Origin of the sequence: Alloalcanivorax marinus, from assembly GCF_016906305.1 — a bacterium.
Lineage (GTDB): Bacteria > Pseudomonadota > Gammaproteobacteria > Pseudomonadales > Alcanivoracaceae > Alloalcanivorax > Alloalcanivorax marinus.
The window spans coordinates 293665-318986 of record NZ_JADDOL010000001.1 but is presented as its reverse complement, the minus strand read 5'-3'; the positions used below and the strand labels follow the sequence as shown (position 1 = coordinate 318986).

Here is a 25322-nt window from a genome sequence, read left to right as displayed (position 1 = left end):
ATCCACGGCGGCGCCGGCCGATTCAGGCGCCGCGTATTTCCCGTTCGCCCAGCCGCTCGCGGCCATGGGGCGCGGTGAAATCCAGATCCGGGCCGATCGGGATGATCCCGTGCGGGTTCACCGTGGGATGGCTCCGGAAATAATGGTGGCGGATATGGTCCATGTGCACCGTGTCCGCCACGCCGGGCAGCTGATACAGCTCGTTGAGCAGCCCGTTCAGGTTCGGGTAGTCGACGATGCGCTTGCGGTCGCACTTGAAGTGGGTGACATAGACCGCGTCGAAGCGCACCAGCGTGGTCCACAGGCGCAGGTCCGCCTCGGTGAGCGTATTGCCCACCAGGTAGCGGCTTTCACCGAGCCGGCGCTCCAGGTCCTCCAGGGTGTCGAACAGGGCGGTCACCGCCTCGTCGTAGGCCTCCTGGCCGGTGGCGAAGCCGGACTTGTAGACGCCATTGTTCACATGGTGATAGACCGGCTCGTTGATCGCCTCGATGGCCTCGCGCAGGTCCTCCGGGTAGTAGTCCCCGGGCCGCGCGCCGAGCCCGTCGAAGGCGCTGTTGAGCATGCGGATGATGTCCGCCGACTCGTTGCTGACAATGGTTTCCCGTTCCTTGTCCCACAGCACCGGCACCGTGACCCGGCCGGTGTAGTGGGGGTCCGCTTTCAGATAGAGCTGATAGAGCTTGTCCAGACCGTACAGCGGGTCGCCGGTGGCGCCGTCGAAGTCGTCGCGCAGCTCCCAGCCGTTCTCCAGCATGTGCGGATGCACCACCGACACACCGATCTGCTCTTCCAGCCCTTTCCAGGCGCGCATCACCAGTGCCCGGTGCGCCCAGGGGCAGGCAAAGGACACATACAGATGGTAGCGACCCGATTGCGCCTTGAAGCCGTCGTCACCGGACGGGCCGGCGGCGCCGTCGGCGGTGACCCAGTTGCGAAACTGGCTTTCCGAGCGCTTGAAGCGTCCGCCGGTGCTCTTGGTGTCGTACCACTTGTCCTGCCACTGTCCGTCGACCAGCAGTCCCATATCGCTCTCCTGTCCGTGTCTGACTTCCTGGGTCGGCCGCCCCGCGCTCAGGCGGTGGTGGGGGTCAGCGCCTCCAGTTCGGCGGCGATTTCCGCCTCGGCCCGGGCCAGCGCCTGGTGCTTGACCTCGTCGCCCATGTTCAGCCCTTCAGCGTAAATGAAACGGACGTCGCGAATACCCATGAAACCGAAAATCTGTTTTACGAACACGGTGGTGGTCTCGTAGGGCTGGCCGGCGTGCACGCCACCGTGAGCCGCGAACACGCGCACCGGTTTGTCCTCGAGCAGGCCCACCGGGCCGGTGTCGGTGTACTTGAAAGTGACGCCGGCGCGGGCGATGTGGTCGATCCATGCCTTGAACTGGGTGGGTGCGCCGAAGTTGTACATGGGCATGCCGATCACCACCAGATCCGCGTCGCGCAGTTCCTGAACGAAGGCATCGGAGCGGGCCAGCACAGCTTGCTGTGCCTCGTTGAGCCCGTCGCTGAAACCGCGCAGGGCGCCGGCCCGCTCCAGGTCCAGGTGCGGCACGCCGTCATTGACCAGGTCCCGGGTCACCACCTCGGTATCCGGGTGGGCGTCGCGGTAACCGTCGATAAAGGCGCGGCTCAGACGACTGGAGGCGCCGTCGGCGCCGAACAGACTGTTTTGCAGATAGAGGATGCGGGTCATGGCCGTCTCCGTGGAAGATGAGAATGACCCCATTGTCTTTTCTGATCATCCGATATAAAACGGCATCAATCTGTGTGATATGGCCAACTGATTCGATATGTCGACCAAAATTACCCTGGACCAATGGCAAGCCCTGATCGCGGTGGTGGACGAAGGCGGCTACGCCGCCGCCGCCGAAGCCCTGGACAAAAGCCAGTCGGCGATCAGCTACGCGGTGCAGAAAATCGAAACCGAGCTGGGCGTGCGCGCCTTCGCCCTGGAAGGCCGGCGGGCCAAACTGACCGAAACCGGCCATCTGCTCTACCGCCAGGCCAAGGTATTGCTGGAGGAGGCCGGCCGCATCGAGAGCAGCGCCATCCAGTTCGGTCACGGCTGGGAGCCGCTGGTGCGGGTGGCCGCCGACGGCCTGTTTCCGCAAACCCTGGTGCTGTGCGCTCTGGTGCGGCTGGCGGAGGAAAGCCCGCTGACCCGGGTGGAGTTCCAGGAGACCATTCTGTCCGGCTCGGAGGAGGCGCTGCTGCGCCACGAGGCGGACCTGGTGATCACCGGCCGGGTGCCGCCGGGCTTCATGGGCGACCACCTGATCCGCATCCGCTTCGTGGCGGTGGCGGCGGCGGAGCACCCGCTGCACGCCCAGGGACCGCTGGGCCTGGACGACCTGCGTCCCAACCGCCAGCTGGTGCTGCGCGACTCCGGCCGCCAGCGGGTGGACTCCGGCTGGCTCGGCGCCGAGAAACGCTGGACCTTTTCCCACGGCCACACCCGCCGCCAGGCGCTGTTGCGCGGCCTGGGCTTCGCCTGGGTGCCGGAACCGGAGATCCGCGACGACCTGGCCGCCGGCGCGCTCAAACCGCTGCCCCTGCGGGAAGGGGTGCACCGCTTTCACGATCTCTATCTGGTGTACGCCGACGGTCAGTACGCCGGCCGCGCCGCCCGGTTTCTCGGCGAGGGCATCAAGGCACAACTGGCCCAGGGCGAGGGCCATTGACGTAACCCCGCCCACACCGGCTTATACTGGAGGCCACGTTTCCGTTCTGGAGAAGGACCATGCGCTGGTTTGCCCTGTTTCTCGCCGTGACCCTGGCCGGCTGCGTATCGCCGGTGGTGGTGGACCACCGCAGCGGCACGGATTTCGCCGAGTACCGCAGCTACGCCATCGACCCGCCGCCGGACGATGAGGAGGTCCTGAGCCTGGACGGCCAGCGCGTACAGCAGGCCCTGCGCCGGGAGCTGGCCAATCACCCGCTGCAAAGCGCCGGCAAGGACCAGGCCGATATGCTGGTGCGCTACCGGTTCGTGCCGGTGGAAAAATTCCAGGGCAGCGGCGTGCAGTTCGGCTTCGGCTGGTTCGGCCGCGGCTACGGCGTGTCCACCAGCACCCCGGTGGAAGGCGAAACCTACAAGGAATACAAGCTGCAGGTGGCCATGGTGGACCGGGCCACCAAGGACGTGGTCTGGGAAGCCACCAGCCGCGACACCCTCTACGAGGAACTGAGCAGCCAGCGACGCGCCGAGCGCATCGACAAAATGGTGGCGGAGATGCTCAAGCGCTATCCGCCGGGGGCCAGCTGACCCGCACCCGCAGGCCGCCGTCCGGCGCCCCGCCCAGGGCCACCCGGCCATCGGTACGCGCCATGATGGTGGTGACGATGGCCAGCCCCAGGCCACGGCCACCGCCATGGCCGCGCCAACCCCGCTGCAGGGCCCGGCGGCGTTGTTCCGGAGTGAGGCCGGGCCCCTGATCATCCATGCACAGCCCCACGCGCCCATCGTCCAGCGGCGCCAGGGTAATCACCCCGCCTTCCGGGCTGTGACGCACCGCATTCTCCAGCACGTTGCGCAGCACGATGCGCACCAGCCCGGCGGGCGCCGCCGGCACGCCGGCCACCGCCTCCCGCCGAACGCTCAGGTTCCGTTTCCGGAGCGACGGCGCCAGTTCCTCCAAGACCCCGTCCAGCACCGTGGCCAGGGACGCCCGATCCGCCGGCGCACTGCGCTCCCGAGCCAGGGCCAGCAACTGGTCCAGGCTGTGGCCGAGCCGCTCGGCCGCCTGCTGAGCCGCGTCCCGGGCGTGTTCGGCGCGGGGCCCCTCGGTGCGCTGCGCCACCTGCAGCTGGGTGCGGATCGCCGCCAAGGGGGTGCGCAGTTCATGGGCCAGGTCGTCGGTGAGTCGGCGCTCCCGATCCAGGGCTTCCCGTTCGCGGCCGAACACCTGGTTGAGCGTGGCCACCATGGGTTTCAGTTCCACCGCCCCCGGTGGCGTGGCCACCGTTCGCCGGTCACCGGCATCACGGCCGGCAAGCTGGTCGCGCAACGAGGACAGCGGACCCAGAGCCCGGCCCACCGCCCACCAGACCAGGGCCAGGCTGGCCAGCAGGCCAAGGGACAGGGCCGCCAGCAGCACCAGGGCCACCTGACGCATGAAGCCGGTGCGTCCGGCCATGCGTTCGGCGGATGCCACTCTCAGATCGCCCTGGGTCACCGTGAACACCCGCCAGAGTTCACCGTCCAGATGGCGCTGGCCAAAGCCATCCCCATCCAGTGCCAAACCGCCCTCCGGGGCCCCGCTGGAGCGGGCCAGCAGCTCCCCGCGCAGGCCGCTCACTTCGCAGGCGATGCCACGCAGGGGCAGCCGGCCGCCTTCCGCCAGGGCCGCCGGCACCGCCGCGCCGGCGTCCACCAGCGACGCCACCATCCGCGCCGACGCCGCCAGCCGCTGGTCGAGCACCGCCGCCACCCGGTCGCGCACCTCGTGGTGCAACCATACCGCCAGCACCAGCCACAGCACCGACAGACCCAGGCCCAGCCCCAGCAATAGGCGGCCGCGCAAACTGGCGGGCGCCAGCCTCACGGTGGAGTCCCCAGACGATAGCCCTCGCCGCGCACGGTCTCGATCAGCCCCTCACCGAACTTGCGGCGCAGGCTGTGGATGTGCACCGCCAGGGCATTGCTCTCCACGCTCTCGGTCCAGCCGTAGACCCGGTCGGCCAGGTCGTCAGCGGTCAGCACCCGCCCCCGGGCGCCGAGCAGCGCCTGAAGCAGAGCCCGCTCCCGGCGCGTCAGGGCCATTTCCCGTTGATCCAGCCAGACCTGTTGGCGGGCCGGGTCGAAACGCAGCCGACCATACTCGACCAGCGGCGCCGCCCGGCCCTCCGCCCGGCGCAACAGGGCGTGTACCCGCGCCACCAGCTCGTCCAGGTCGAAGGGCTTTTCCAGGTAATCATCGGCGCCGGCATTGAGCCCGGCGACCCGGTGGGCGACGCCATCCCTGGCGGTCAGCACCAGCACCGGCTCATCGCGACCCTGCCGGCGCCATTGGCGCAGCAGCGACAGACCATCCCGATCCGGAAGGCCCAGGTCCAGCACCACCAGGTCGAACGCCGCGCCGGCCAGCGCCGCCGCCGCGGCGCCGGCGTTCGGCACCCAGGCCACCGAAAAGCCGTGCACTTCCAGGCCCGCCTGTACGCCGTCGCCCAACAAGGCATCGTCTTCCACCAGCAGAATGTACATTATCGCTCCCACCGCTCACCGTGCCGGCTATCCTGGCCGCGCCGAATTAACCGGGCGTTAATCATCGGCGGCCAGCCTGTCGTCGACAACCGCTCAAGAGACCGCTCGGGAGAGAGCCGCTTTCATGACCGCCTTCCATCTGGGCCCCCTGGCCCTGCCGCTGGCCGTGCTGCCCTGGCTGGCCGGCGTGACCGTCGCCTGGGTGCTGACCGCCTGGCGCCGCCGCCGCAAACGGCCGGACGCCGAGCCGGTGCTCAGCTGGATGCTGTTCAGCGGGCTGATCGGCGCGCGGCTGGCGTTCGTGCTCCGCTACCTGGATCAGTACACCGGACCGCTGGCCATGCTGGACGTGCGCGACGGCGGTTTCTGGTGGCCGGGGGCGGTGCTGGGCGCGCTGGCGGGGCTGGCCCTGGCCCGCTGGCGCGGTCATCGCAAGGCACTGGCCGAGGCCGGGCGTGTCGGCACGGCCGGCGCGGTGGCGGCCCTGCTGACCGGCCTGGCCCTGGCGCCGCTGCGCGCCGGGGACGCCCCCTTGCCCGAGGCCACGCTGTACGACCTGGGCGGTGCCCCGGTGGCCCTGCCGGACGCCGTCGGCGGGCGGCTGACGCTGATCAATCTGTGGGCCAGCTGGTGCCCACCCTGCCGGCGGGAAATGCCGGTGCTCCAGCAGGGGCAAACCGATTACCCGGCGGTGCGCTTTCTGTACGCCAACCAGGGCGAGGACGCCGGCACCGTGCGCCAGTATCTGAGCACCGAGGGCCTGCGGTTGGAACGGGTCTTGCTGGATCCCCACCGGGACCTGGGCCGCGCCCTGGGCGGCGGCCTGCCCACCACCTTGCTGGTGGATGCCCGGGGCCGGGTGGTGAACAGCCATCTGGGCCCGTTGTCGGCGGCCAGCCTGCGCCATTTTATTCGTTCCCATTTGCCATCCGACCAGGAGTGAACCTTGCCGTTATTCCGATGCTTCCGCCCCCTGACCCTGCTGCTGATCGCGGCCCTGAGCGCCGGCGCCGTGCAGGCCCGAGAGGACACACCGGAGGACCGCGCCGCGCTGGAAAAGCAGATTTTCGACGTACTGGAACAGAGCCACTGGGTGGCGGAGGGCGCCGAGGAACCGGACCGGGTGGTGTATACCTTCACCGACCTGAAGTGCCCTTATTGCGAGCGCCAGTGGCGGGACATGCGGCCCCTGCTGGCGGACCCGGACAACCGCACCCAGGTGCGCCATGTGGTGGTCGCGGTGCTGCGCCCGGGCAGCTACGGGGAAGGGGCGGCGGTGCTGGCGGCGGACGATCCGGCGGCGGCGCTGGCGCGCGGCGAGAAGGGCGAATTGACGCCGCTGGACCCGGTGCCGGAAACGGTGGGCCGCCAGTTGCGCGAGAACAATGCGCTGATGCGGGAGTTCGGCATTCGCGGTACGCCGGCGACGATCTTCCGGGACCCGGACGGCAAGCTGCAGTTCGCCCCCGGCGTGCTGCAGCCGGACACCCTGCGCCGGCTGGTGTTTCAGCTGGACTGAGGACCGGCCTCAGTCGCTCAGCCAGCTGACCTTGCCCTGGCAGACGGTGAGTTTCACCGCGCCGGGCAGGCGGCTGTGCAGCCACGGTGAGTTGCGCCCGGCGGACAGCCAGTGGCTGGACAGGGTGCGGCTTTCCGCCGCCGCCAGCACGCACAGGCTGGCCGGCCGGCCCGCTTCCAGATGGCCGGCCTGGATGCCCAGACAGCGCGCCGGCGCGGCGGTCACCGCTTCCAGCGCCCGGTGCAGCGGCAGGGCGCCGTCGTCCACCAGCTTGAGCATCAGCGGCAGCAGGGTGTCCAGGCCGGAGATGCCCGGCCGGGTGGCCGGGAACGGGGCGGTCTTGCTGAACGAGCCGGCGGGCTGGTGCTGGGAGCACACCGCGTCGATGGTGCCATCCGCCACCGCCGCCAGCAGGGCTTCCCGATCGGCGGCCCCGCGCAGGGGCGGGATTACGTGGCAGTGGCTGTTGAAGCCTTCCAGGGCGGATTCGTCCAGCAGCAGATGGTGAACGCTCACATCGGCGGTCACCGGCAGCCCGCGAGCCTTGGCGGCGCGCAGCAGAGGCAGGGATTCGCGGCTGGAGATCTGCTGGAAGTGGGCACGCACGCCGGTGGCCTCCACCAGCAGCAGGTCCCGGGCCAGCTCCACGGACTCCGCCACCGCCGGAATGCCGGGCAGCCCCAGCCGGGTGGCCACGGGCCCTTCGTGGGCACAGCCGCCGGCGGCCAGGGCCGCGTCCTGGGGCCGGAACATCACCGGCAGGTCGAAGGTGGCGGCGTATTCCAGGCCCCGCTTGAGCACCAGGGCGTCCGCCACCGGCGCACCGGCCTGGCCCACGGCGATGCAGCCGGCGCGGGCCAGGGTGGCCATTTCCGCCAGCTGCACGCCATCCAGATCCTGGGTCAGGGCGGCCACCGGCAGCACCCGGGCAAAGCCCGCCTGGCCAGCCTGTTCGCGGATCAGCCGCACCACCGCGGTGGAGTCCACCGGCCCGCAGTCCGGCTGCGCCGCCAGGTGGGTGATGCCGCCGGCGGCGGCGGCGCGGGTTTCCGAAGTGACGTCGCCGGCGCGGCCGCTGTCCGGCAGCGACAAATGCACGCAGGCGTCCACCAGGCCGGGGATCACCCATTGGCCGTCGGCGTCGACGATGTCCGCGCCGGGGGCGTCCAGGCTGGCGCCGATGCGCACCAGACGGCCGTCCTCCACCAGCAGGTCGGCCACCTCGTCGCGGCCGGAGGCCGGATCGATCACCCGGCCCTTGCGAATCAACAGATGCGCCTTAGCGGCCATGCTGGTCTCCCTGCTCCGGGTTCTGGCTGCTTTCCTGGCCGCTGATCGCCATCGACATCACCGCCATGCGCACCGCGATGCCGAAGGTCACCTGGTTGAGAATCACCGAGCGCGGGCCGTCGGCCACCTCGGAGGCGATTTCCACGCCCCGGTTGATCGGCCCCGGGTGCATGACGATGGCGTCCGGCTTGGCGTGGCGCAGTTTTTCGTTGTTGAGGCCGTACAGGCGGAAGAATTCCGCCTCACTGGGCAGGAAGGCGGAGTCCATGCGTTCCTTCTGCAGGCGCAGCATGATCACCACGTCCACGTCCTTCAGTCCCTGGGTCATGTCGTGGCAGACGGTGACGCCCAGGCTCTCGGCGGCGGCCACCGGCAGCAGGGTGCGCGGACCGATCAGGCGCACTTCCTCGGCGCCCAGGATATTGAGCGCGTGCACCTGGGAGCGGGCCACCCGGGAATGCAGCACATCACCGACGATCGCCACCCGCAGGCCGGCGAAGCCGCCTTTGTAGTGGCGGATGGTGTACATATCCAGCATCGCCTGGGTGGGGTGGGCGTGGCGCCCATCGCCGGCGTTGATCACCGCCACGCCGGGGGTCACCTCGTTGGCGATGAAGAACGGCGCTCCGGAGTCCTGGTGGCGCACCACGAACATGTCGGCGGCCATCGCTTCCAGATTGCGCAGGGTGTCCAGCAGGGTCTCGCCCTTGCTGGTCGCGGACTTGGCGATGTCCAGGTTGAGCACGTCGGCGCTGAGCCGCTTGGCGGCCAACTCGAAGGTGCTGCGCGTGCGCGTGCTGGATTCGAAGAACAGGTTCACCACCGTTTTGCCGCGCAGCAGGGGCACCTTCTTGATGGCGCGCCCGCCCACGTCGACGAAACTGGCGGCGGTGTCCAGGATGTCTTCCAGCAGGGAACGGGAGAGATGTTCGACGGAAAGAAAGTGTCGCAGCTTTCCGTCATCGGTGAGCTGCACGCGGGAGGAGGGCGGCGGCGCAAGCGTCATTCGTCAGCCTTTACGGGGATCTCAATCACCTCCGCGACCAGGGGCGCGGGCCCGCGTAATTCTACCCGCTGATGGGGCGGCAATGCCAAAGTTTCCCCGCAAATATCGGGACGAATTGGCAATTCCCGGTGTCCGATGTCGAACAGCACCGCCAGCCGGATCGAGGCCGGCCGGCCGTAATCGAACAGTTCATTCATGGCGGCGCGGATGGTGCGGCCGGTCATCAGCACGTCGTCCACCAGCAGCAGGTGGGCCCCGTCCACCTCGAACGGCAGATCCGACGGTTTCACCGTGCGTTTCAGCCCGCGGGTGTCGAAGTCGTCCCGGTAGAAACTCACGTCCAGGGAGCCCAGGGGCGCAGCGGTGGCCAGCCGGGCATTGAGCGCCTCGGCCACCCAGGCGCCGCCGGACTGAATGCCCACCAGCGCCGGCGGCGCCTCGCCATAGTCTGCCGCGACCCGCTCCGCCATGGCGGTCAGGCGCGCCTCGATCTCCGCTTCGTTCCAGCGCAAGGGTGTCTCCTGAAGATGGATGGTTCGAACCGGCGTAGAGTAGCAGATCGCCGGCACACCGTGCGTCTTTTGCGAGCCGCACCCAGCTGCCGGCGCCCGTCTTGGTTTACACTCGCGCCACAGTCACCGGCGCCGCGCCGGCGTTAGGGTGGCGGTTCATCAACATGGATATGGAAACAGGAATTAGGATGACACTCTTGACCAAGAGACTGGCTTTGACCAAAAGCATGGCGGCGGTGGCCCTGGTGGCCGCGTTCGCGCAACCGGTTCAGGCGTTTGACCTTAAAGGCGCCATGGACTCCGCCAACAAGGCGGTGGATCAGGCTCAGAAAAAAGCCACCGACGCCACCAACCGCTCCCAGGCCACCGTGGACGGCGCCCGGCTGGCCGGCGACACCGCCACCCTGGTCAACGACCTGTCCAGCCAGCTCGGCGTGTCCACCGAACAGGCCGCCGGCGGCACCGCCGCGCTGTTCTCCCTGGCCAAAAGCCAGCTGTCCGGCGATCAGTTCAGCGGCGTCACCGACCAGGTCTCCGGCCTCGGCACCCTGCTCGGCGGCACCGGCAACAGCAACGGCGGCGGCCTGCTGAGCGGCGTGCTCGGCAATGTGAAGACCCTGGCCGGCGTGCAGCAGGCGTTCAGCGCCCTCGGCCTGAGCCCGGAAATGATCGGCCAGTTCACGCCGATCATCACTCAATTCCTGGGCAACCAGGGCGTGGCCGGTTCGGTGATCGGCACCCTCCAGAACCTCTGGGCCCCGGCCACCTGAGCCTGACGCCGCCGACGCCCTCAGCGGCGGCGGCGTGCCTTGAACCGAGCGCTCGTCAGGGAAGGATCGGCTCGGCGCCGTTCAGCAGCCCTTCGGCGATCACCACCGCGGCCATGGAGTCCACTTTCGGGTCCGGGCCGCGCTGGCCAGTCCGTTCGCGGGCTTCCCGGGTGGAAAGGCGCTCATCCACCATCACCACCGGCAGACCGAAGCGACCGTGCAAGCGCCGGGCGAACTTGCGCGCGCGGGCGCTGGAGGGGCTTTCGGTGCCGTCCATATTGAGCGGCAGGCCCACCGCCAGGGTATCCGGGCGCCACTCGTCGAGCAGCGCCGCCACCCGGTCCCAATCCGGCTGGCCGTTATGGCTGGGCAGGGGCAGCAGGGGTGAGGCGGTGCCAATCAGATCATTGCCGGTGGCCAGGCCGATCTTCTTGGTGCCGTAGTCGAAGGCCAGCAGGATCAACCGTGGCCCACCTGGGTAGCGATCAGGCTGATGTCCACGCCGAGCCCGGCGGCGGCGGCCTGCCAGCGTTGGTTGAAGGGCGTGTCCAGGACCAGCTCCGGGGAACTGGCGGCGCTCAGCCAGACGTTCTCGGCCAGTTCCTGTTCCAGCTGCCCCCGATCCCAACCGGCATAACCGAGGCACACCAGGGTGGCCGCCGGCCCCTCGCCCAGGGCGATGGCTTCCATGATGTCCCGGGAGGTGGTCAGGCACAGGCCATCGGCCAGCTGGATACTGGAATCCCACAGCCGCGGCGTGCTGCGGTGCAGCACGAAGCCGGAGTCCTGCTGAATGGGGCCGCCGGCCACCACCTGGTGGTGTTCGGAGGGCGGCACTTCCACCTCGATGTCCATGTCCGCCAGGATGTCGTTGAGGCTCAGCGATACCGGACGGTTGAGCGTCAATCCCATGGCCCCTTCGTCACCGTGCTCCACCACGTAGGTGACGGTGTGTTCGAAGTTGGGATCGTCCATCTGCGGCATGGCGATCAGAAGCTGATGTTTGAGGCTGGCGTTGTCCATGGCCACAGTATCCGGCGCGGCCCCGGCGAGGGCAAGGGAACAAGCGCCGCCGGCGCTATTGGGACGACACCCGGCGCCCGGCGTCGAAGCGCCAGGTGCGAATGATCTCCAGCACGTCCATGCGCTCGCGCATCTCGCCGGTGAACGGCTCGAACGGCGCCGCCAGCCGTACACTCTGGATCGCCGCCTGGTCCAGGAAGCCGTGGCCGGAGGACGCCAGCACCTTCACTTCCTCGATGTCGCCGTTGCGGCGCAGCGCCACCATCAACCGCACCCCGCCAAAGGTATTGTTCTCCAGCGCCTGACGCGGAAAGTGACGGGTGCCGGCGGCTTCCACCTTGCGGCGGAAGGCGTCGATGTAGGCGGCCTCATAATGGGCCTTGGCGGACACCGAGGTGAGGCGCCGGATCCGGGGACGCTTGGCGTAGGCCTGCTTCTGCTGGTCGAGACGGGCCTGCAGGCTGGCGATCTCCCGGCTCAGCTCGTCCATATTGTCCCGCTCGGCTTTCTGGCGTGGCGTTTTTTCCTGGCGGTCGCTCTGTTCGCTCTCTTCGGGTCGGTCACTGCGCGCCCGGGTAACGATGATCTTCTGGCGGGTGACCGGGCGCGGCTCCCGGGCGGACGGCGCCTGAAGCTGCACGGTGTCGGTGTCCGGGTCGCTGAACGGCGCGGTTTCGGTGGTGGTCAGCTCGCGCTTCTCCGCCTGGTCGCCGGCGCCGGCCTGGTTGGCCTGGGCGATGAAGTCGGCCTCTTCCGGTTCCTGGTCGGCCCGGTGCGAGGCCAGGGTCACCTCCAGGCTGTTGGGCGCCGCGCGCGGCTTCTCCGGCGCGAAACTGACACCAAACAGCACCACGCCGTGCACGGCCAGGGCCAGAAACAATGTGAAGCCGAGCCGGTCGGCGGCGGTTACCTGAGGAGCAGCCATGAAGGATCTTGCGTCTTTATTATCGTGCTCATTGTCCCCCGAACGCGCCACGCCGCCCAGGACGTAGCGCGCATTTCCCCGATCAGCCGCGCAGTTCGAGCAGGGCGTCGAACAGCTGGCCGGCGATATTGATGCCGTAGATCTGATCCAGCTCGCGCACGCAGGTGGGGCTGGTCACGTTGATCTCGGTGAGATAATCGCCGATCACATCCAGGCCCACGAAGTAGAGCCCTTTCTCGCGCAGCACCGGACCCACCTGCTGGCAGATCCAGCGGTCCCGGTCGGTGAGCTCGCGCCCCTGCCCGGTGCCACCGGCGGCCAGATTGCCGCGGAACTCGCCTTCCTTGGGAATGCGGGCCAGGGCGTAGTCCACCGGCTCGCCGTTGATCATCAGGATACGCTTGTCGCCGTCCTTGATCTCGGGAATGAAGCGCTGGGCCATCACCGGGGTTTTGCCGTTCTCGGTGAGCACGTCGATGATCACGCTCAGGTTGGCGCTGCCCGGCTCGATGCGGAACACATTGGTGCCGCCCATGGCGTCCAGCGGCTTCATCACCGTGTCACCCTGTTCCTTTACAAACTCGCGCAGACGATCCGCGCGGCCGGACACCAGGGTGGGCACGCAGCATTGGGGAAAATCGGTGGCGAACAGCTTTTCGTTGCTGTCGCGGACACTGGCCGGTTTGTTGACCACCATCACCCCTTCGCGCTCCACCTTCTCCAACATATAGGTGGCGTACAGATAGGCGGCGTTGAACGGCGGGTCCTGGCGCATCAGGATCATGTCCAGACCGGCCAGGGGCCGGGGTGCCGGCTCGCCCAGTGTGAACCAGTCGTTATTATCGTCGCGCACGGTCAGGTCACGGGTCACCGCCCGCACCTCGCCGTCGCGCACGTACAGATCGGCGGGCTCCATATAATGGATGGACCAGCCGCGCCGCTGGGCTTCCAGCAGCATGGCCAGGGTGGTGTCTTTCCAGGGTTTGATGTGGTCGATGGGGTCCATCACCACGCCGATGTTCAGGCTCATGGAGGCTCCAGGAAATAGTCGCGGCAGGGGTGCCGGGCAATGGTATCAGTGCCTCGCGCGGGCCGCTACGGGACGCTTTTCTCAGGTCCCACAGGGTCTTATAGATTGAATGTAGAAACTGTGTTAAAACCTCGGCTTGGGCTGTTTCACCCAGTAGAGCCTCCGAACAAAGTCGTAACGGGGATCAAAGAAGAGGCTCACTGGACCCACAATAACTATGATTTTCGGCGTCGCCGGGACGGCGGCTGTGCCCGCGCCTCCCGCTGACATGACGTTGCGGCCCGTAACGGTTCACGATTGAAGGCAGTTCTCCATGACTGACAATTTCCAAGACCTCAAGGTAATGGTGATCGACGACTCCAAAACCATTCGTCGTACCGCCGAAACCTTGCTGAAGAAAGCGGGCTGCGAGGTGATTACCGCCACCGACGGGTTCGATGCCCTGGCCAAGATCGCCGACAGCAAGCCGAGCATCATTTTCGTGGACATCATGATGCCGCGACTGGACGGCTACCAGACCTGTGCCCTGATCAAGAACAACAGCGCCTTCAAGGCGACGCCGGTGATCATGCTGTCGTCCAAGGACGGCCTGTTCGACAAGGCCAAGGGTCGGATCGTGGGGTCCGACGAATACCTGACCAAGCCGTTCTCCAAGGACGAACTGCTGGGCGCCATTCGTCAACACGTCTAATGCCGCTTCAATGCCACCGCGACGCTCAACCCGAAGAGGAAAAGATGGCACGCATTCTGATCGTCGATGATTCTCCCACCGAGTGCTACAAACTGCGGGAGATCCTGGAAAAACACGGCCACCACGTTCTGGAAGCCGCCAACGGCGCCGACGGCGTGGCGCTGGCCCGCTCCGAACTGCCCGACCTGGTGCTGATGGACGTGGTGATGCCCGGCCTGAACGGTTTTCAGGCCACCCGGCAACTGACCAAGGGCGCCGACACCGCCCATATACCGATCATCATCGTGACCACCAAGGACCAGGAAACCGACCGGGTCTGGGGCAAGCGTCAGGGCGCCCGCGATTACCTGACCAAGCCGGTGGACGAGGACGTGCTGCTGCAGACCGTGGACCGGCAGCTGACCGGCGCGTGACGCATCGATGAGTACCGCCGCCTCCGCCGCCTTCGTCAAACTGGCGGACTATCTGGTCCGCTGCCGCCGGCTGGCCGCCAGCCTGCCGATGCAGGAAGACGCGGTCGATTACTGGAGCGGGGTGGGCTTTACCCTGGACCGTCACCGGCTGGTGGCGCCCATGGACGAGGTGGCGGAAATCCTCTCGGTGCCGCCCTACACCCGGGTGCCCGGGGTACTGCCCTGGATGAAAGGGGTGGCCAACGTGCGCGGCCGCCTGATGACGATCATGGATCTGAGCCGTTTCCTGGGCCGGGCTTCGGAGCTGCAGGAACGACGGCGCAGATTGTTGGTGTTGGATCAGAACGATCTTTATACCGGGGTCATCGTGGATGAGGTGCAGGGTATGCAGCACTTCCCCCTCGATGCCTACCGGCCGGTGCCGACCGCGGGGGACGAGGACCTGGGGCCTTATCTGCGCGGCGGCTATCTGAGGGACGGGGAACTCTGGTCCGTGTTCAGCCTGACGCGGCTGGCACAGGATCCGCGCTTCATGCAGGCGGCCCGCACGGGCTGAGGCAAGACGCGCCGGGGAGATAAGAACAGAGCCAGGCCAGGAGCCAGTTATGAAGTTCAAACCGGGAAACGTGTTCAGCAAGGCACGGGGGAGCGCGGGGGGCAATCCGCTCAATGTCGCCCTGTATATCGGGCTTGCCATTTTCATCGCCCTGGCGCTGGCCAACTTTCTGTTGTCGGCGACGCGGGCCAACCTGGCCCAGGAAAACATCACCGACGCCTCGGAACTGCGCGTGGTCTCCCAGCAGATCGCCAAGAACGCGCTGGAGGCGGCCTCCGGTAACGCCGACGCCTTCGTGCTGCTGCAGGATTCGCGCAGCGATTTCCAGGGTGCCTGGAACCGGCTGAAGGAAGAACCGGTGGCCAACGATCAGGTCAAGCAGCGCCTGCAGGCGCTGTGGGATCAGGCCAGCGAGGACACCGCCACCATTCTGAACGGCCGCGACGCGGTGCTGGATCTGCACGAAGTGGCGGACACCCTGGCCCAGGCCATTCCCCAGCTGCAATCCGAATACCAGGCGGTGGTGGACATCCTGGTGGAGACCAACGCCGCTCCGGATCAGGTGGCCTTCGCCCAGCGCCAGATTCTGCTCACCGAACGGATCCTGCGCTCCATCTCCCGGGTACTGGAAGGCGATGACAACGCGGTGATCGCCGCCGACAACTTCGGCCGCGACGCCACCGAGTTCGGCCGCGTGCTGAACGGCATGCTGCAGGGCGACCCGGCCATGGGCATCCAGCAGATCACCAACCCCGAGGCGCTCAACTATCTGCAAAGGGTGTCCCGTCTGTTCGACGAATTCGTCACCCAGTCCATCGACGAGATTCTGTACACCGCCCCGGACCTGTTCCAGGTGGCCAGCGCCGCCGACACCATCTTCCGTACCTCCCAGGATCTGCTGCAGGAATCCACCAACCTGAACGAGCAGTTCGAGAGCACCACCACCGGGCTGTTCCCCTCGCTGTGGCTGGGCGCCGTGTGCGCCGGCATCGCGGTGCTGATGTTCTTCCTGATCATGCTGCAGCGTAACCGTGAAGCAGCCCGCCGCCGTAACGAGCTGGAAAGCGAGAACCAGCGTAACCAGGCGGCGATTTTGCGTCTGCTCGATGAATTGGGCGACCTGGCGGACGGTGACCTGACCGTGGAAGCGACGGTGACCGAGGACTTCACCGGCGCCATCGCCGACTCCATCAACTACTCCATCGACCAGCTGCGCAGCCTGGTACAGACCATCAACAACTCCGCCGTGCAGGTGGCCTCCGCCGCCCAGGAAACCCAGTCCACCGCCATGCATCTGGCGGAAGCCTCCGAGCACCAGGCCCAGGAAATCGCCGGCGCCTCGGCGGCGGTGAACGAAATGGCGGTGTCCATTGACCAGGTATCCGCCAACGCCGCCGAGTCCGCCGCGGTGGCGGAAAAAGCGGTGGCGATCGCCAACAAGGGCGCGGAAGTGGTGCAGGCCACCATCCACGGCATGGACACCATCCGCGAGCAGATCCAGGAAACCTCCAAACGGATCAAGCGGCTGGGTGAATCCTCCCAGGAGATTGGCGACATCGTATCGCTGATCAACGACATCGCCGACCAGACCAACATCCTGGCTTTGAACGCGGCCATTCAGGCGTCCATGGCCGGCGAGGCGGGCCGTGGCTTCGCGGTGGTGGCGGATGAGGTGCAGCGCCTGGCGGAACGTTCCGCCGCCGCCACCAAGCAGATCGAAACCCTGGTGAAAACCATTCAGACCGACACCAACGAGGCGGTGATTTCCATGGAAGCCACCACCGCCGAGGTGGTGAAGGGCGCGCGCCTGGCCCAGGACGCCGGTGTCGCCCTGGAAGAAATCGAAAACGTATCCAAGAACCTGGCCGACCTGATCCAGAACATTTCCAACGCGGCGCGCCAACAGGCCGCCTCGGCGGGTCACATCTCCAACACCATGAACGTGATCCAGGAAATTACCTCGCAGACCTCCGCCGGTACCACCGCCACCGCCCGCTCCATTGGCGACCTGGCGGAAATGGCCCAGGAGATGCGCAATTCGGTGGCCGGCTTCCGCCTGCCGGAACATTCCTGAGCCGGCCTGAGCCGGTTCCGGAGACGGAACCATGGGTTACGCAGTGACAGATCGCTGGTCGATCAAGAGCGCCCCCGCCATGGACGCCGAGCAGTTCCAGCTCTGGCAGGCCCTGCTCGAGGAGCGCACCGGCATGACGCTGGCGGCGGAGCGCAAGCCGTTCCTGGAGACCAGCCTCAATATCCGCATGCGCGAGCTGGGCATCGCCGGCTACGACCTGTATTACGAGCAGCTGGTCACCGGTGCCACCGAGGCGCGGGCCATGGAATGGTCGGTGCTGGTGGACCGGCTCACGGTTCAGGAAACCAGCTTCTTCCGCCACCCGGGCTCGTTCGCCCTGGTGCAGGAGTTCGTCGACCGGTTCGCCGCCGAACGGCCCGGCGGCGCCACCCTCAATGCCTGGAGCGTGGGCTGCTCCACCGGCGAGGAAGCCTATTCCCTGGCGATGCTGATCAACGAGCGCTTCGCCGACAACGGCAAGCCGCTGTTCTACGGCATCACCGGCACCGACATCAGCTTGCCCACCCTGGCCAAGGCGCGCCGTGGCCTGTTTCCACGGCGCCGGGTGGAGCAGATCGACCCGGCGCTGCGCGAGGCTTACTTCAGCGACGCCGACGGCCGCCACCAGCAGGTCGCCCAGACGCTGCGTGAGCGGGTCTGTTTCGCCTACCTGAACGTGCTGAATCTGGATCAGGCGCCGATGGACAACATGGACCTGATCTTTTGCCAGAACATGCTGATTTATTTCCGCCGCTGGCGGAAACGGCAGATCGTCAACCGGCTGGCCGGCCGGCTGGCACCCGGGGGATTACTGGTGCTCGGACCCGGCGAAATCACCGATTGGCAGGATCCGCGACTGGAACGTGTCCAGTTCGCCGACACCCTGGCCTTCCGGCGCCGGCAATAAGAACGCGGGAGACGTCATGAGCAACCGTCACGACTATCTGGCACTGGATTGGGTTCGTGGGGAAATCCAGGAAACATTGAACCAGGCCCGGCAGGCCCTGGAGGCGTTCGTCGAGCATCCGGACGACGCCACGCGCATGCGCTTTTGCCAGACCCACCTGCACCAGGTGTACGGCACCCTGCAGATGGTGGAGTTCTACGGCGCCGCACTGCTCGCCGAGGAAATGGAAAAGCTGGCCCGGGCGCTGGTGGAACGGCGCGTGGGCAACGTGAGCGACGGCCAGGAAACGCTGATGCGCGCCATCCTGCAGCTGCCGCCCTACCTGGACCGGGTGGCCAGCAACCGGCGCGACCTGCCGGTGGTGTTGCTGCCACTGCTCAACGATCTGCGCGCCGCCCGGGGCGAGTCCCTGCTGTCCGAAACCGCCCTGTTCAAGCCGGACCTGCGCCACGCCGAAGGGCAGGGGCGGGTGCCGGAATCGGTGAGCGCCGACCCGCGCTTCCCGCAGCTGGCGCGCAAGATCCGTCAGATGTTCCAGCTGGCTCTGGTGGGCGTCATGCGCAACGACGACATCGACCGCAACCTGGGCTACATGCGCAAGGTGTTCGCCAAACTGGAGCAGGTCACCGGCGACGCCGCCCGGGCGCCCCTGTGGCGCATCGCCGACGCCCTGGTGGAAGGCCTGCGCGAGGACGTCATCGAGTTGGGCAGCTCGGTGAAGCAGATGCTCGGTCAGGTCGACCGCACCCTGCGCGAACTGGCCGCCGACGGTGTCGAAAGCCTGGAGCGGCCGGCTCCGCCGGAGCTGCTCAAGAACCTGCTCTACTACGTGGCCAAGGCGGACCACGACAGCCCCCGCATCCGCGAGGTGCGCGCCGGCTTCCGCCTGGACGAGGCGCTGCCCTCCGACGATCTGATCAACGCCGAGCGGGAACGCATGACCGGCCCGGACGCCATGGCCATGAGCTCGGTGGTCAGCGCCCTGTCCGAGGAAATCACCAAGATCAAGGACGCCCTGGAGCGGTTCGTGCACCAGGGCGACTCCGACCCGGCCGCCCTGGAACCCCAGATCACCGGCCTCAAGCAGGTGTCCGACACCATCGCCATGCTCGGCCTGGGCCAGCCCCGGGTGCTGGTGGAAGAGCAACTGCGGGTGATGGAAGCCATCGTCGACCGGCGCCGGCCGCCCCAGCGCGATACCCTGATGGACGTGGCCGGCGCGCTGCTCTACGTGGAAGCCACCCTGGCCGGCATCGGCGGCGATCAGCGCCGCCCGGCCTCCGCCACCGGCGTCGAGCTGCCCCGGCACGTGGGCCAGGCCATGGACGCGGTGCTGCGCGAATGCCGGGCCGGCCTGGAAGAGGCCAAGGACGGCATCGTCGAGTTCATCGCCTCACAATGGGACCGGAGCCACCTGACCACGGTGCCGGACAAGCTCAACGCGGTGCGCGGCGGGCTCGAGGTGGTGCAGCTGAACCGGCCCGCCGGCATCCTGCGCCAGTGCGTGCGCTTTATCGAGGAGCGTCTGCTGCAAGGCGACGCTACCCCGGACTGGCGCAGCATGGACACCCTGGCCGACGCCATCACCTCGGTGGAGTACTACCTCGAGCGCCTCAGCGACGACCCGGAAACCCGCGATGACATCCTGCAGCTGGCCCGCGCCAGCGTCAGTGACCTGGGTTACCCGCTACCGGAAGAGGAAGAGCAGGACGACGGCGCCGACGACGCCGAACCACCGCCGGCCCCGAAGCCGGAAGAACACCACCGGCCCGATGCCGAAACGCCGTCGGACGCCGCCACGGAGCAGGAGGACGACGACGATCTGATCGACGACGAGATCATCGAAATCTTCGTCGAGGAAGCCGGCGAAGTGCTGGAGGCGTTGAACCAGTACTTCCCACGCTGGGCGGCCAACACCGGCGACCAGACCGCGCTGGTGGAATTCCGCCGTGCCTTCCACACCCTCAAGGGCTCCGGCCGCATGGTCGGCGCCACCACCGTGGGCGAGCTGGCCTGGGCCATCGAGAACATGATGAACCGGGTCATCGACGGCAGCGTCGAACCGGACACCACCCTGATCGAGCTGGTGCGCACCGTGCACGGCCTGATCCCGGCCCTGGTGGAGGCCTTCGCGCAACGACGCCCGCCACCCTGGGACGTCACCCCGCTGGAGCGCGCCGCCTTCACCCTGGCGGAAGGCGGCCGGCTGGAATCGATCCCCCGCGTCGACGGCGACGACTCGCCGGTCCCCACCCTGGCCCCGGAACCCGCCGACGAGCCACCGGTTCTGGAACCGCAGGACGACCCGCTGGCCGACCTGGACGACCTGGAGTTCGAGCTGCCCCCCGGGGAGCCACCGGCGATCTCCACTCCCGCCGCGCCGGCCACCGACGACGGCCCGGACCCGGTGCTGCTGGACATCTTCCGCAGCGAGGCACGGCGCAATCTGGCGCTGGTGGGGGACTGGCTGGCGCAGCTTGATCCGGATCTCGCCGAACACCGGGTGGATGACGAGGTTCACCGCGCCCTGCACACCCTCAAGGGCAGCGCCCGCATGGCGGAAATCAACGCCATGGCGGAACTGGCGGAGCCGGCGGAGAAGCTGGTCAAGGAACTGATCAACGGCGGCCACCGCGCCGACCGGGAGCTGGTCGCCCTGATCGACGCCACCCGGGAGAAACTGCGCGAGGGTCTGGCCCAATTGGGCCAGGGGCCGGTGACCCTGCCCGGGGCGTCGGACCTGATCGAGCGCCTGGTGGCGGCCCGCGCCACGCTCAACGAACACCGGGAAGGCACCGACCCGCACATCTTGTCCGTGTTCCTGTCCGAGGGCATGGACCTGATCATCGACACCGACAAGCTGCTGGAGCAGTGGGCCAGCGACCCGGCGCACACCGCCGAGCTGGCGCGCCTGCGCGACGAACTGGCGCTGCTGGCGAACAGCGCGCGCACCGCCCGCCTCGACGAGATTCACGGGCTCGCCCAGGCGCTGGCGCTGGTGTATTCCGCGGTCAACGAGGGCCGGCTGCGCTTCAGCCCGAGCCTGCTGGAGCTGGCCCGGGAAGGCCACGAAGCGTTGATGAACATGATGGATTGTCTGGCCGCCGGCCAGACCGTGCGCGCCGAGCTGGGCCTGGTGGACGCCCTGCGCGACCTGGCCGAAACCTCCGGCCCGGACAATCCCGGTGACGGCCCGACCACGCCGGTGGACGACGACGACACCGATCCGGAGCTGGTGCGCCTGTTCCTGGAAGAGGCCGAGGATCTGCTGCTGTCCTCCAGCGAACATCTGGCGGCCTGGGAGCAGGGCGGCCAGGCCAGCCTGCCGGCCCTGCAACGGGACCTGCACACCCTCAAGGGCGGGGCGCGCATGGCCGCGGTAACGCCGGTGGGCGACCTGGCCCACGAGCTGGAAAACCTCTACGAAATGGCCGGCGGCCCGGACCGCCCGGCGCCGCCGGCGTTGTTCGACCTGCTGCACCGGGGCCATGACCGGCTCGCCGATATGATCGACGACCTGCGCCAGGGCCGTACCCCGGCACCGGCACCGGAGCTGTTGGCCGCCCTGCGCGAGGCCGTGGACGGCGACCTGACGATAGCGGCGGCGGACCCGGCGCCGACCGGCACGCCCTCCGAGCCGGACCAGGAACTGCTGGCTCTGTTCGTGGAAGAGGGCCGCGACGTGCTCGACAGCGCCGCACGCAGCCTGGACGCCTGGCTGGCCGACCCGGACAACGGCCTGGAATTGCAGTCCCTGCAGCGCGATCTGCACACGCTCAAAGGCAGCGCGCGGATGGCGGACACCGGCGCCGTGGGCGACCTCGCCCACGAGCTGGAAGCGCTCTACGACACCCTGAGCCGGCAACGCGCCCTGCTGACACCGGCGGTCTCGGCCCTGCTGCACGGTTGCCACGACCGGCTGGCGGACATGGTCGAGGCGGTGGCCGCCGGTCGCGCGCCGGTCGCGGCGGACGATCTGATCGCCGCCCTGGGCGAGGCACGGCGGGCGCCCTTCGAAGCCGACGGGGACACGGCGGCGGCCGGCCCCGCTGACGATGACCTGCCGGAGGATCTGGACCCGGAGATCCTGGACGTTTTTCTGGAGGAATCCGAGGAACTGGCGGAAATCATCGACGGCTGCCTGATGGCCTGGCGGGACCACCCCGAGAGCCGTGACTTCAGCGACGACCTGAAGCGCGCTCTGCACACCCTCAAGGGCGGCGCCCGCCTCGCCGGCCTGCAAGATCTGGGCGACCAGAGCCACGGCTTCGAGGGTCTGATCAACCGGCTGGAAAGCCAGCGCCGGGACCCGGAAGACGGCGATTTCGAAGCCATGCTGGCGCACTTCGATGCCATCAACCAACGGCTCGCCGGGCTGCGCGAGCGGGTGGCGGCGCGCCCGGCCCCGGCCGGGCCACCAGCGACCGTGGCCGGCCCGGATCCGCAAGCGACGCGCCCGCAACGGGAAGAGCGCCGGCCCCAGGCGCAGCCGCAGGAAATGGTGCGGGTGGGCGCCGATGTGCTGGAGGCCCTGGTGAACCTGGCCGGGGAAACCTCCATCAACCGGGGCCGGGTGGAACAGAGCATCAGCGAATTCGGCTTCAACGTGGCGGAAATGGGCGCCACCGTGACCCGGCTGTACGAGCAGCTGCGGCGCCTGGACGTGGAAACCGAAGCGCAGATTCTCTCCAACTATCAGCAGGGCGTGGACCGGGGTGAGTTCGACGGCCGCTTCGACCCGCTGGAAATGGACCAGTACTCGGAACTGCACCAGATCACCAAGCAGCTGTCCGAGTCCGCCTCCGACCTGCTGGACCTGAAGAACACTCTGCTGGACCGCACCCGCGACACGGAAACCCTGCTGCTGCAGCAACAGCGCATCAACACCGATCTGCAGGAAAAACTGATGCGCACCCGCATGGTGCCGTTCTCGCGGCTGGTGCCGCGGCTGCGGCGCATCGTGCGGCAGATTTCCGGCGAGCTGGGCAAGCGCGTCACCTTCGACGTGCTCAACCCGGAGAGCGAGCTGGACCGCACCCTGATGGAACGGGTGGTGGCGCCGCTGGAGCACATGCTGCGCAACGCCGTGGACCACGGCATCGAGGCCCCGGAAGGGCGTCGCCAGGCGGGCAAGCAGGAGGGCGGTCGTGTCACCCTGGAGCTGACCCGGGAGGGCGGCGAAGTGGTGGTGATTCTGGCCGACGACGGCCGCGGCATCGACACCGAGGCGGTGCGTCGCAAGGCGGTGGAGCGGGGCCTGATGGCCGAGGACGCGGCGCTGCCGGATCATGAAATTCAGCAGTTCATCTTCCATGCCGGTTTCTCCACCGCCAGCCAGGTGACGCAGGTGTCCGGCCGGGGCGTGGGCATGGACGTGGTGGCCAGCGAGATCAAACAGCTGGGCGGCTCGGTGACCATCGACTCGCGACCCGGCCAGGGCACCCGCTTCCTGGTGCGCCTGCCGTTCACCCTGGCCATGAACCGGGCGCTGATGGTGCGCGTCGGCGACGACGCCTACGCCATCCCGCTGAACCAGATCGAAGGCATCGTGCGCGTCAGCCCCTATGAGCTGAGCGATCATCTGGGCCAGGATGGTGACCGGACCACGGACCGTCAGGGCGACGGCTATCACTATGCCGGGCAACGCTACGATCTGAACTATCTGGGCCGCTTCGTGCACGACGTGGCGGCCCCGAACCTGGAAAGCCAGAGCCAGCCCCTGCCGGTGCTGCTGATCCGCAGCGCCGACCATAGCGTGGCCCTGGTGGTGGACAGCCTGATCGGCTCCCGGGAAGTGGTGGTCAAGTCCGTGGGCCCGCAGCTGGCCAGCGTGGCCGGCATCAGCGGCGCCACCATTCTTGGTGACGGCGCGGTGGTGATCATTCTCGACATTCACTCGCTGATCCGCGCCGCCCAGGCTCAGCAAAAGGCGCTCAGCGATGCCCGTGCGCCGCTGGCGCCGGCGGCGCCCGCCCTGGAGGAAGACACCCACACCCTGCCGCTGGTGATGGTGGTGGACGACTCGGTGACCGTGCGCAAGGTCACCGGCCGGCTGCTGGAGCGCAGCGGCTACGAGGTGATCACCGCCAAGGACGGCATCGACGCCATCGCCACCCTGGAGGAGAAGACCCCGGACGCGCTGCTGCTGGACATCGAAATGCCGCGCATGGACGGCTTCGAGGTGGCCACCCATATGCGCCACGACGACCGGCTCAAGGCGGTGCCGATCATCATGATCACCTCGCGCACCGGCGAGAAGCACCGCGAGCGCGCCTTCGACATCGGCGTCGACTGCTACATGGGCAAGCCCTTCCAGGAGAACGAACTGCTCGCCACCCTGCGTGAACTGCTCGGCGAAACCGGGGAGGTGCGCGCCTGATGGCCGGCCCGGGCCGGGTCGGCGTGATCGCCGACGACACCCTGCAAGGGCACCTGCTGGCCGCCGCCATCAAGCGCCAGGGCTACCAGGTGCTGGTCAGTACCGCGCCGGACAGCCTGGAAGATCGCTGGCTGGAAGAGGGCGCCCTGGACCTGTGGGTGGTGGACCTGTCCCGCGAAGATCGCTGGCAGCCGTTCCTTGATCGGCTGCTGGAACAGGCGGCGGCGCCGTTGCTGTTCTGCGACGGTCAGGCGCCGGCGCGCACCGCCAGCCACTACCCGCGCTGGGAGCGTCGGCTGGTCACCAAGCTGGTGGACTACATCGGCAAACCGGCGGTGGAACGCCTGGATACCGTGCCCCGGGTTCCGACCCCGGCGCCGATTCCCCGGCCCCGGGAATTCCAGCCGCTGGCCACCGGCGAAGGCGTGGCGGAACGGGTCTGGGTGCTGGGCGCCAGCCTCGGCGGCCCGGCGGCGGTGAAGCAGTTTCTCGACGCCCTGCCGCCACACCTGCCGGTGGCGTTCGTGCTGGCCCAGCACATCGATGCCGGCTTTCTCGATACCCTGTGCCAGGTGTTGCGCCGGGACAGCCGCCTGGACTGCCAGGTGGCCGGCACCGGCAGCCGCCTGAGCCACGGGCGCCTGCTGGTGGCGCCGGTGTCGGAAAGCATCGAATTCGACCGGGACGGGGGCGTGCGGCTCACCGGCCAGCCCTGGGAGGGCCCCTATGCGCCCAGCATCGACCAGGTGCTGCATAATGTGGCCGGCGGTTTCGGCGGCTGCGCCGGCGCCATCCTGTTTTCCGGCATGGGCAACGACGGCGCCATCACCGCCCCACGGCTGGCCACCGACGGCACCACGGTGTGGGCGCAGACCGCCGACAGCTGCGCGGTGAGCAGTCAGCCGGACGCCGTGCGCGAAACCGGTTGTGTAAGCTACAGTGGTACGCCGGAGCAACTGGCCCGGCAGCTGGTGGAGCGGGTGCGCCGGGAGGTGGCCGTCGCGGCCCCCTGAGGTTCT

At 68.1% G+C, this 25322-nt stretch carries 23 protein-coding genes; 12 read left to right on the top strand and 11 right to left on the bottom strand.

Annotated features, from left to right (window positions below; genetic code table 11):
- Positions 1 to 22: 22 nt before the first annotated feature.
- Both IM760_RS01515 and IM760_RS01510 read right to left on the bottom strand, forming a co-directional pair.
- Positions 23 to 1027 carry a glutathione S-transferase family protein gene (locus IM760_RS01515; protein WP_204426779.1) on the bottom strand — a complete coding sequence of 335 codons (1005 nt, stop codon included), beginning with the start codon at positions 1025 to 1027 and terminating at the stop codon, positions 23 to 25.
- Between the two features lie 47 nt (positions 1028 to 1074).
- Positions 1075 to 1698, bottom strand: coding sequence for an FMN-dependent NADH-azoreductase (locus IM760_RS01510; RefSeq protein ID WP_204426778.1), 624 nt, complete (start codon positions 1696 to 1698; stop codon positions 1075 to 1077).
- 97 nt (positions 1699 to 1795) lie between these two features.
- Between IM760_RS01510 and IM760_RS01505 the strand changes: the two genes are divergently transcribed.
- Positions 1796 to 2686: a LysR family transcriptional regulator gene (locus IM760_RS01505; protein WP_204426777.1), complete on the top strand. Its 891-nt coding sequence runs from the start codon at positions 1796 to 1798 to the stop codon at positions 2684 to 2686.
- Positions 2687 to 2745: 59 nt separating this feature from the next.
- Entirely contained in the window at positions 2746 to 3270 is a 525-nt protein-coding gene (locus tag IM760_RS01500) for a DUF4136 domain-containing protein (protein ID WP_204426776.1), read from the top strand.
- On the opposite strand, the gene IM760_RS01495 is transcribed toward IM760_RS01500, so the two are convergent.
- Both IM760_RS01495 and IM760_RS01490 read right to left on the bottom strand, forming a co-directional pair.
- Complete coding sequence (locus tag IM760_RS01495; protein ID WP_204426775.1) at positions 3242 to 4549, bottom strand: ATP-binding protein; 1308 nt, start codon at positions 4547 to 4549, stop codon at positions 3242 to 3244. The two genes, IM760_RS01500 and IM760_RS01495, sit on opposite strands and share 29 nt — an antisense overlap.
- Complete coding sequence (locus IM760_RS01490; protein WP_204426774.1) at positions 4546 to 5208, bottom strand: response regulator; 663 nt, start codon at positions 5206 to 5208, stop codon at positions 4546 to 4548. The genes IM760_RS01495 and IM760_RS01490 overlap by 4 nt, the downstream gene beginning before the upstream one ends.
- Before the next feature lie 124 nt (positions 5209 to 5332).
- On the opposite strand from IM760_RS01490, the gene IM760_RS01485 reads away from it, so the two are divergent.
- Positions 5333 to 6151 (top strand): TlpA disulfide reductase family protein, encoded by an 819-nt coding sequence (locus tag IM760_RS01485; RefSeq protein ID WP_204426773.1) that lies wholly within the window; start codon positions 5333 to 5335, stop codon positions 6149 to 6151.
- A 3-nt stretch (positions 6152 to 6154) separates the two neighbouring features.
- Positions 6155 to 6727, top strand: coding sequence for a thiol:disulfide interchange protein DsbG (gene dsbG / locus IM760_RS01480; RefSeq protein ID WP_204426772.1), 573 nt, complete (start codon positions 6155 to 6157; stop codon positions 6725 to 6727).
- 9 nt (positions 6728 to 6736) lie between these two features.
- On the opposite strand, the gene IM760_RS01475 is transcribed toward dsbG, so the two are convergent.
- From IM760_RS01475 to pyrR, 3 genes are read right to left on the bottom strand one after another with little or no spacing between them, the layout of a single operon-like run.
- Complete coding sequence (locus IM760_RS01475; RefSeq protein ID WP_204426771.1) at positions 6737 to 8017, bottom strand: dihydroorotase; 1281 nt, start codon at positions 8015 to 8017, stop codon at positions 6737 to 6739.
- Complete coding sequence (locus IM760_RS01470; RefSeq protein ID WP_204426770.1) at positions 8007 to 9023, bottom strand: aspartate carbamoyltransferase catalytic subunit; 1017 nt, start codon at positions 9021 to 9023, stop codon at positions 8007 to 8009. Before IM760_RS01470 ends, IM760_RS01475 begins: the two co-directional genes overlap by 11 nt.
- The gene (gene pyrR / locus IM760_RS01465; protein WP_204426769.1) at positions 9020 to 9535 is read right to left on the bottom strand and encodes a bifunctional pyr operon transcriptional regulator/uracil phosphoribosyltransferase PyrR; all 516 of its coding nucleotides are present in this window, start codon (positions 9533 to 9535) and stop codon (positions 9020 to 9022) included. The genes IM760_RS01470 and pyrR overlap by 4 nt, the downstream gene beginning before the upstream one ends.
- Before the next feature lie 215 nt (positions 9536 to 9750).
- Here pyrR and IM760_RS01460 point away from each other — a divergent pair, with 215 nt between their 5' ends.
- The gene (locus IM760_RS01460; RefSeq protein ID WP_239549533.1) at positions 9751 to 10305 is read left to right on the top strand and encodes a DUF2780 domain-containing protein; all 555 of its coding nucleotides are present in this window, start codon (positions 9751 to 9753) and stop codon (positions 10303 to 10305) included.
- A 55-nt stretch (positions 10306 to 10360) separates the two neighbouring features.
- Here the strand turns inward: IM760_RS01460 and ruvX are convergent, their stop codons facing one another.
- The 4 genes from ruvX to gshB all read right to left on the bottom strand — a co-directional run bounded on the left by ruvX (position 10361) and on the right by gshB (position 13283).
- The gene (gene ruvX / locus IM760_RS01455) at positions 10361 to 10765 is read right to left on the bottom strand and encodes a Holliday junction resolvase RuvX (protein ID WP_204426807.1); all 405 of its coding nucleotides are present in this window, start codon (positions 10763 to 10765) and stop codon (positions 10361 to 10363) included.
- Positions 10765 to 11328 (bottom strand): YqgE/AlgH family protein, encoded by a 564-nt coding sequence (locus IM760_RS01450; protein ID WP_204426768.1) that lies wholly within the window; start codon positions 11326 to 11328, stop codon positions 10765 to 10767. The genes ruvX and IM760_RS01450 overlap by 1 nt, the downstream gene beginning before the upstream one ends.
- Positions 11329 to 11383: 55 nt before the next feature.
- Positions 11384 to 12253 (bottom strand): energy transducer TonB, encoded by an 870-nt coding sequence (locus IM760_RS01445; RefSeq protein ID WP_204426767.1) that lies wholly within the window; start codon positions 12251 to 12253, stop codon positions 11384 to 11386.
- Positions 12254 to 12335: 82 nt separating this feature from the next.
- Positions 12336 to 13283, bottom strand: a complete 948-nt coding sequence (gshB, locus tag IM760_RS01440; protein ID WP_204426766.1) for a glutathione synthase — start codon at positions 13281 to 13283, stop codon at positions 12336 to 12338.
- A 313-nt stretch (positions 13284 to 13596) separates the two neighbouring features.
- Between gshB and pilG the strand changes: the two genes are divergently transcribed.
- The 7 genes from pilG to IM760_RS18975 are packed head-to-tail and all read left to right on the top strand — an operon-like array spanning position 13597 to position 25316.
- The gene (gene pilG / locus IM760_RS01435) at positions 13597 to 13974 is read left to right on the top strand and encodes a twitching motility response regulator PilG (protein WP_067606169.1); all 378 of its coding nucleotides are present in this window, start codon (positions 13597 to 13599) and stop codon (positions 13972 to 13974) included.
- A gap of 44 nt (positions 13975 to 14018) precedes the next feature.
- Positions 14019 to 14387: a twitching motility response regulator PilH gene (gene pilH, locus IM760_RS01430; RefSeq protein ID WP_204426765.1), complete on the top strand. Its 369-nt coding sequence runs from the start codon at positions 14019 to 14021 to the stop codon at positions 14385 to 14387.
- A 7-nt stretch (positions 14388 to 14394) separates the two neighbouring features.
- Positions 14395 to 14943, top strand: a complete 549-nt coding sequence (locus IM760_RS01425) for a chemotaxis protein CheW (protein WP_204426764.1) — start codon at positions 14395 to 14397, stop codon at positions 14941 to 14943.
- Between the two features lie 49 nt (positions 14944 to 14992).
- Positions 14993 to 17017 carry a methyl-accepting chemotaxis protein gene (locus tag IM760_RS01420; protein ID WP_204426763.1) on the top strand — a complete coding sequence of 675 codons (2025 nt, stop codon included), beginning with the start codon at positions 14993 to 14995 and terminating at the stop codon, positions 17015 to 17017.
- 31 nt (positions 17018 to 17048) lie between these two features.
- Complete coding sequence (locus IM760_RS01415) at positions 17049 to 17924, top strand: CheR family methyltransferase (protein WP_204426762.1); 876 nt, start codon at positions 17049 to 17051, stop codon at positions 17922 to 17924.
- 16 nt (positions 17925 to 17940) lie between these two features.
- The gene (locus IM760_RS01410) at positions 17941 to 24303 is read left to right on the top strand and encodes an Hpt domain-containing protein (protein ID WP_204426761.1); all 6363 of its coding nucleotides are present in this window, start codon (positions 17941 to 17943) and stop codon (positions 24301 to 24303) included.
- Positions 24303 to 25316: a chemotaxis protein CheB gene (locus IM760_RS18975; protein WP_204426760.1), complete on the top strand. Its 1014-nt coding sequence runs from the start codon at positions 24303 to 24305 to the stop codon at positions 25314 to 25316. The genes IM760_RS01410 and IM760_RS18975 overlap by 1 nt, the downstream gene beginning before the upstream one ends.
- The last annotated feature ends 6 nt before the right edge of the window (positions 25317 to 25322 follow it).

What these genes read in the sequence shown, in the direction of transcription:
- IM760_RS01485 (WP_204426773.1), top strand. Translation starts at nt 5,333, where the DNA reads ATGACCGCCTTCCATCTGGGCCCCCTGGCCCTGCCGCTGGCCGTGCTG.
- IM760_RS01500 (WP_204426776.1), top strand. Translation starts at nt 2,746, where the DNA reads ATGCGCTGGTTTGCCCTGTTTCTCGCCGTGACCCTGGCCGGCTGCGTA.
- IM760_RS01445 (WP_204426767.1), bottom strand. Translation starts at nt 12,253, where the DNA reads ATGGCTGCTCCTCAGGTAACCGCCGCCGACCGGCTCGGCTTCACATTG.
- IM760_RS01410 (WP_204426761.1), top strand. Translation starts at nt 17,941, where the DNA reads ATGAGCAACCGTCACGACTATCTGGCACTGGATTGGGTTCGTGGGGAA.
- IM760_RS01425 (WP_204426764.1), top strand. Translation starts at nt 14,395, where the DNA reads ATGAGTACCGCCGCCTCCGCCGCCTTCGTCAAACTGGCGGACTATCTG.
- IM760_RS01510 (WP_204426778.1), bottom strand. Translation starts at nt 1,698, where the DNA reads ATGACCCGCATCCTCTATCTGCAAAACAGTCTGTTCGGCGCCGACGGC.
- pilG (WP_067606169.1), top strand. Translation starts at nt 13,597, where the DNA reads ATGACTGACAATTTCCAAGACCTCAAGGTAATGGTGATCGACGACTCC.
- IM760_RS18975 (WP_204426760.1), top strand. Translation starts at nt 24,303, where the DNA reads ATGGCCGGCCCGGGCCGGGTCGGCGTGATCGCCGACGACACCCTGCAA.
- gshB (WP_204426766.1), bottom strand. Translation starts at nt 13,283, where the DNA reads ATGAGCCTGAACATCGGCGTGGTGATGGACCCCATCGACCACATCAAA.
- pilH (WP_204426765.1), top strand. Translation starts at nt 14,019, where the DNA reads ATGGCACGCATTCTGATCGTCGATGATTCTCCCACCGAGTGCTACAAA.
- IM760_RS01515 (WP_204426779.1), bottom strand. Translation starts at nt 1,027, where the DNA reads ATGGGACTGCTGGTCGACGGACAGTGGCAGGACAAGTGGTACGACACC.
- IM760_RS01475 (WP_204426771.1), bottom strand. Translation starts at nt 8,017, where the DNA reads ATGGCCGCTAAGGCGCATCTGTTGATTCGCAAGGGCCGGGTGATCGAT.
- IM760_RS01420 (WP_204426763.1), top strand. Translation starts at nt 14,993, where the DNA reads ATGAAGTTCAAACCGGGAAACGTGTTCAGCAAGGCACGGGGGAGCGCG.
- IM760_RS01415 (WP_204426762.1), top strand. Translation starts at nt 17,049, where the DNA reads ATGGGTTACGCAGTGACAGATCGCTGGTCGATCAAGAGCGCCCCCGCC.
- IM760_RS01505 (WP_204426777.1), top strand. Translation starts at nt 1,796, where the DNA reads ATGTCGACCAAAATTACCCTGGACCAATGGCAAGCCCTGATCGCGGTG.
- IM760_RS01450 (WP_204426768.1), bottom strand. Translation starts at nt 11,328, where the DNA reads ATGGACAACGCCAGCCTCAAACATCAGCTTCTGATCGCCATGCCGCAG.
- IM760_RS01470 (WP_204426770.1), bottom strand. Translation starts at nt 9,023, where the DNA reads ATGACGCTTGCGCCGCCGCCCTCCTCCCGCGTGCAGCTCACCGATGAC.
- IM760_RS01490 (WP_204426774.1), bottom strand. Translation starts at nt 5,208, where the DNA reads ATGTACATTCTGCTGGTGGAAGACGATGCCTTGTTGGGCGACGGCGTA.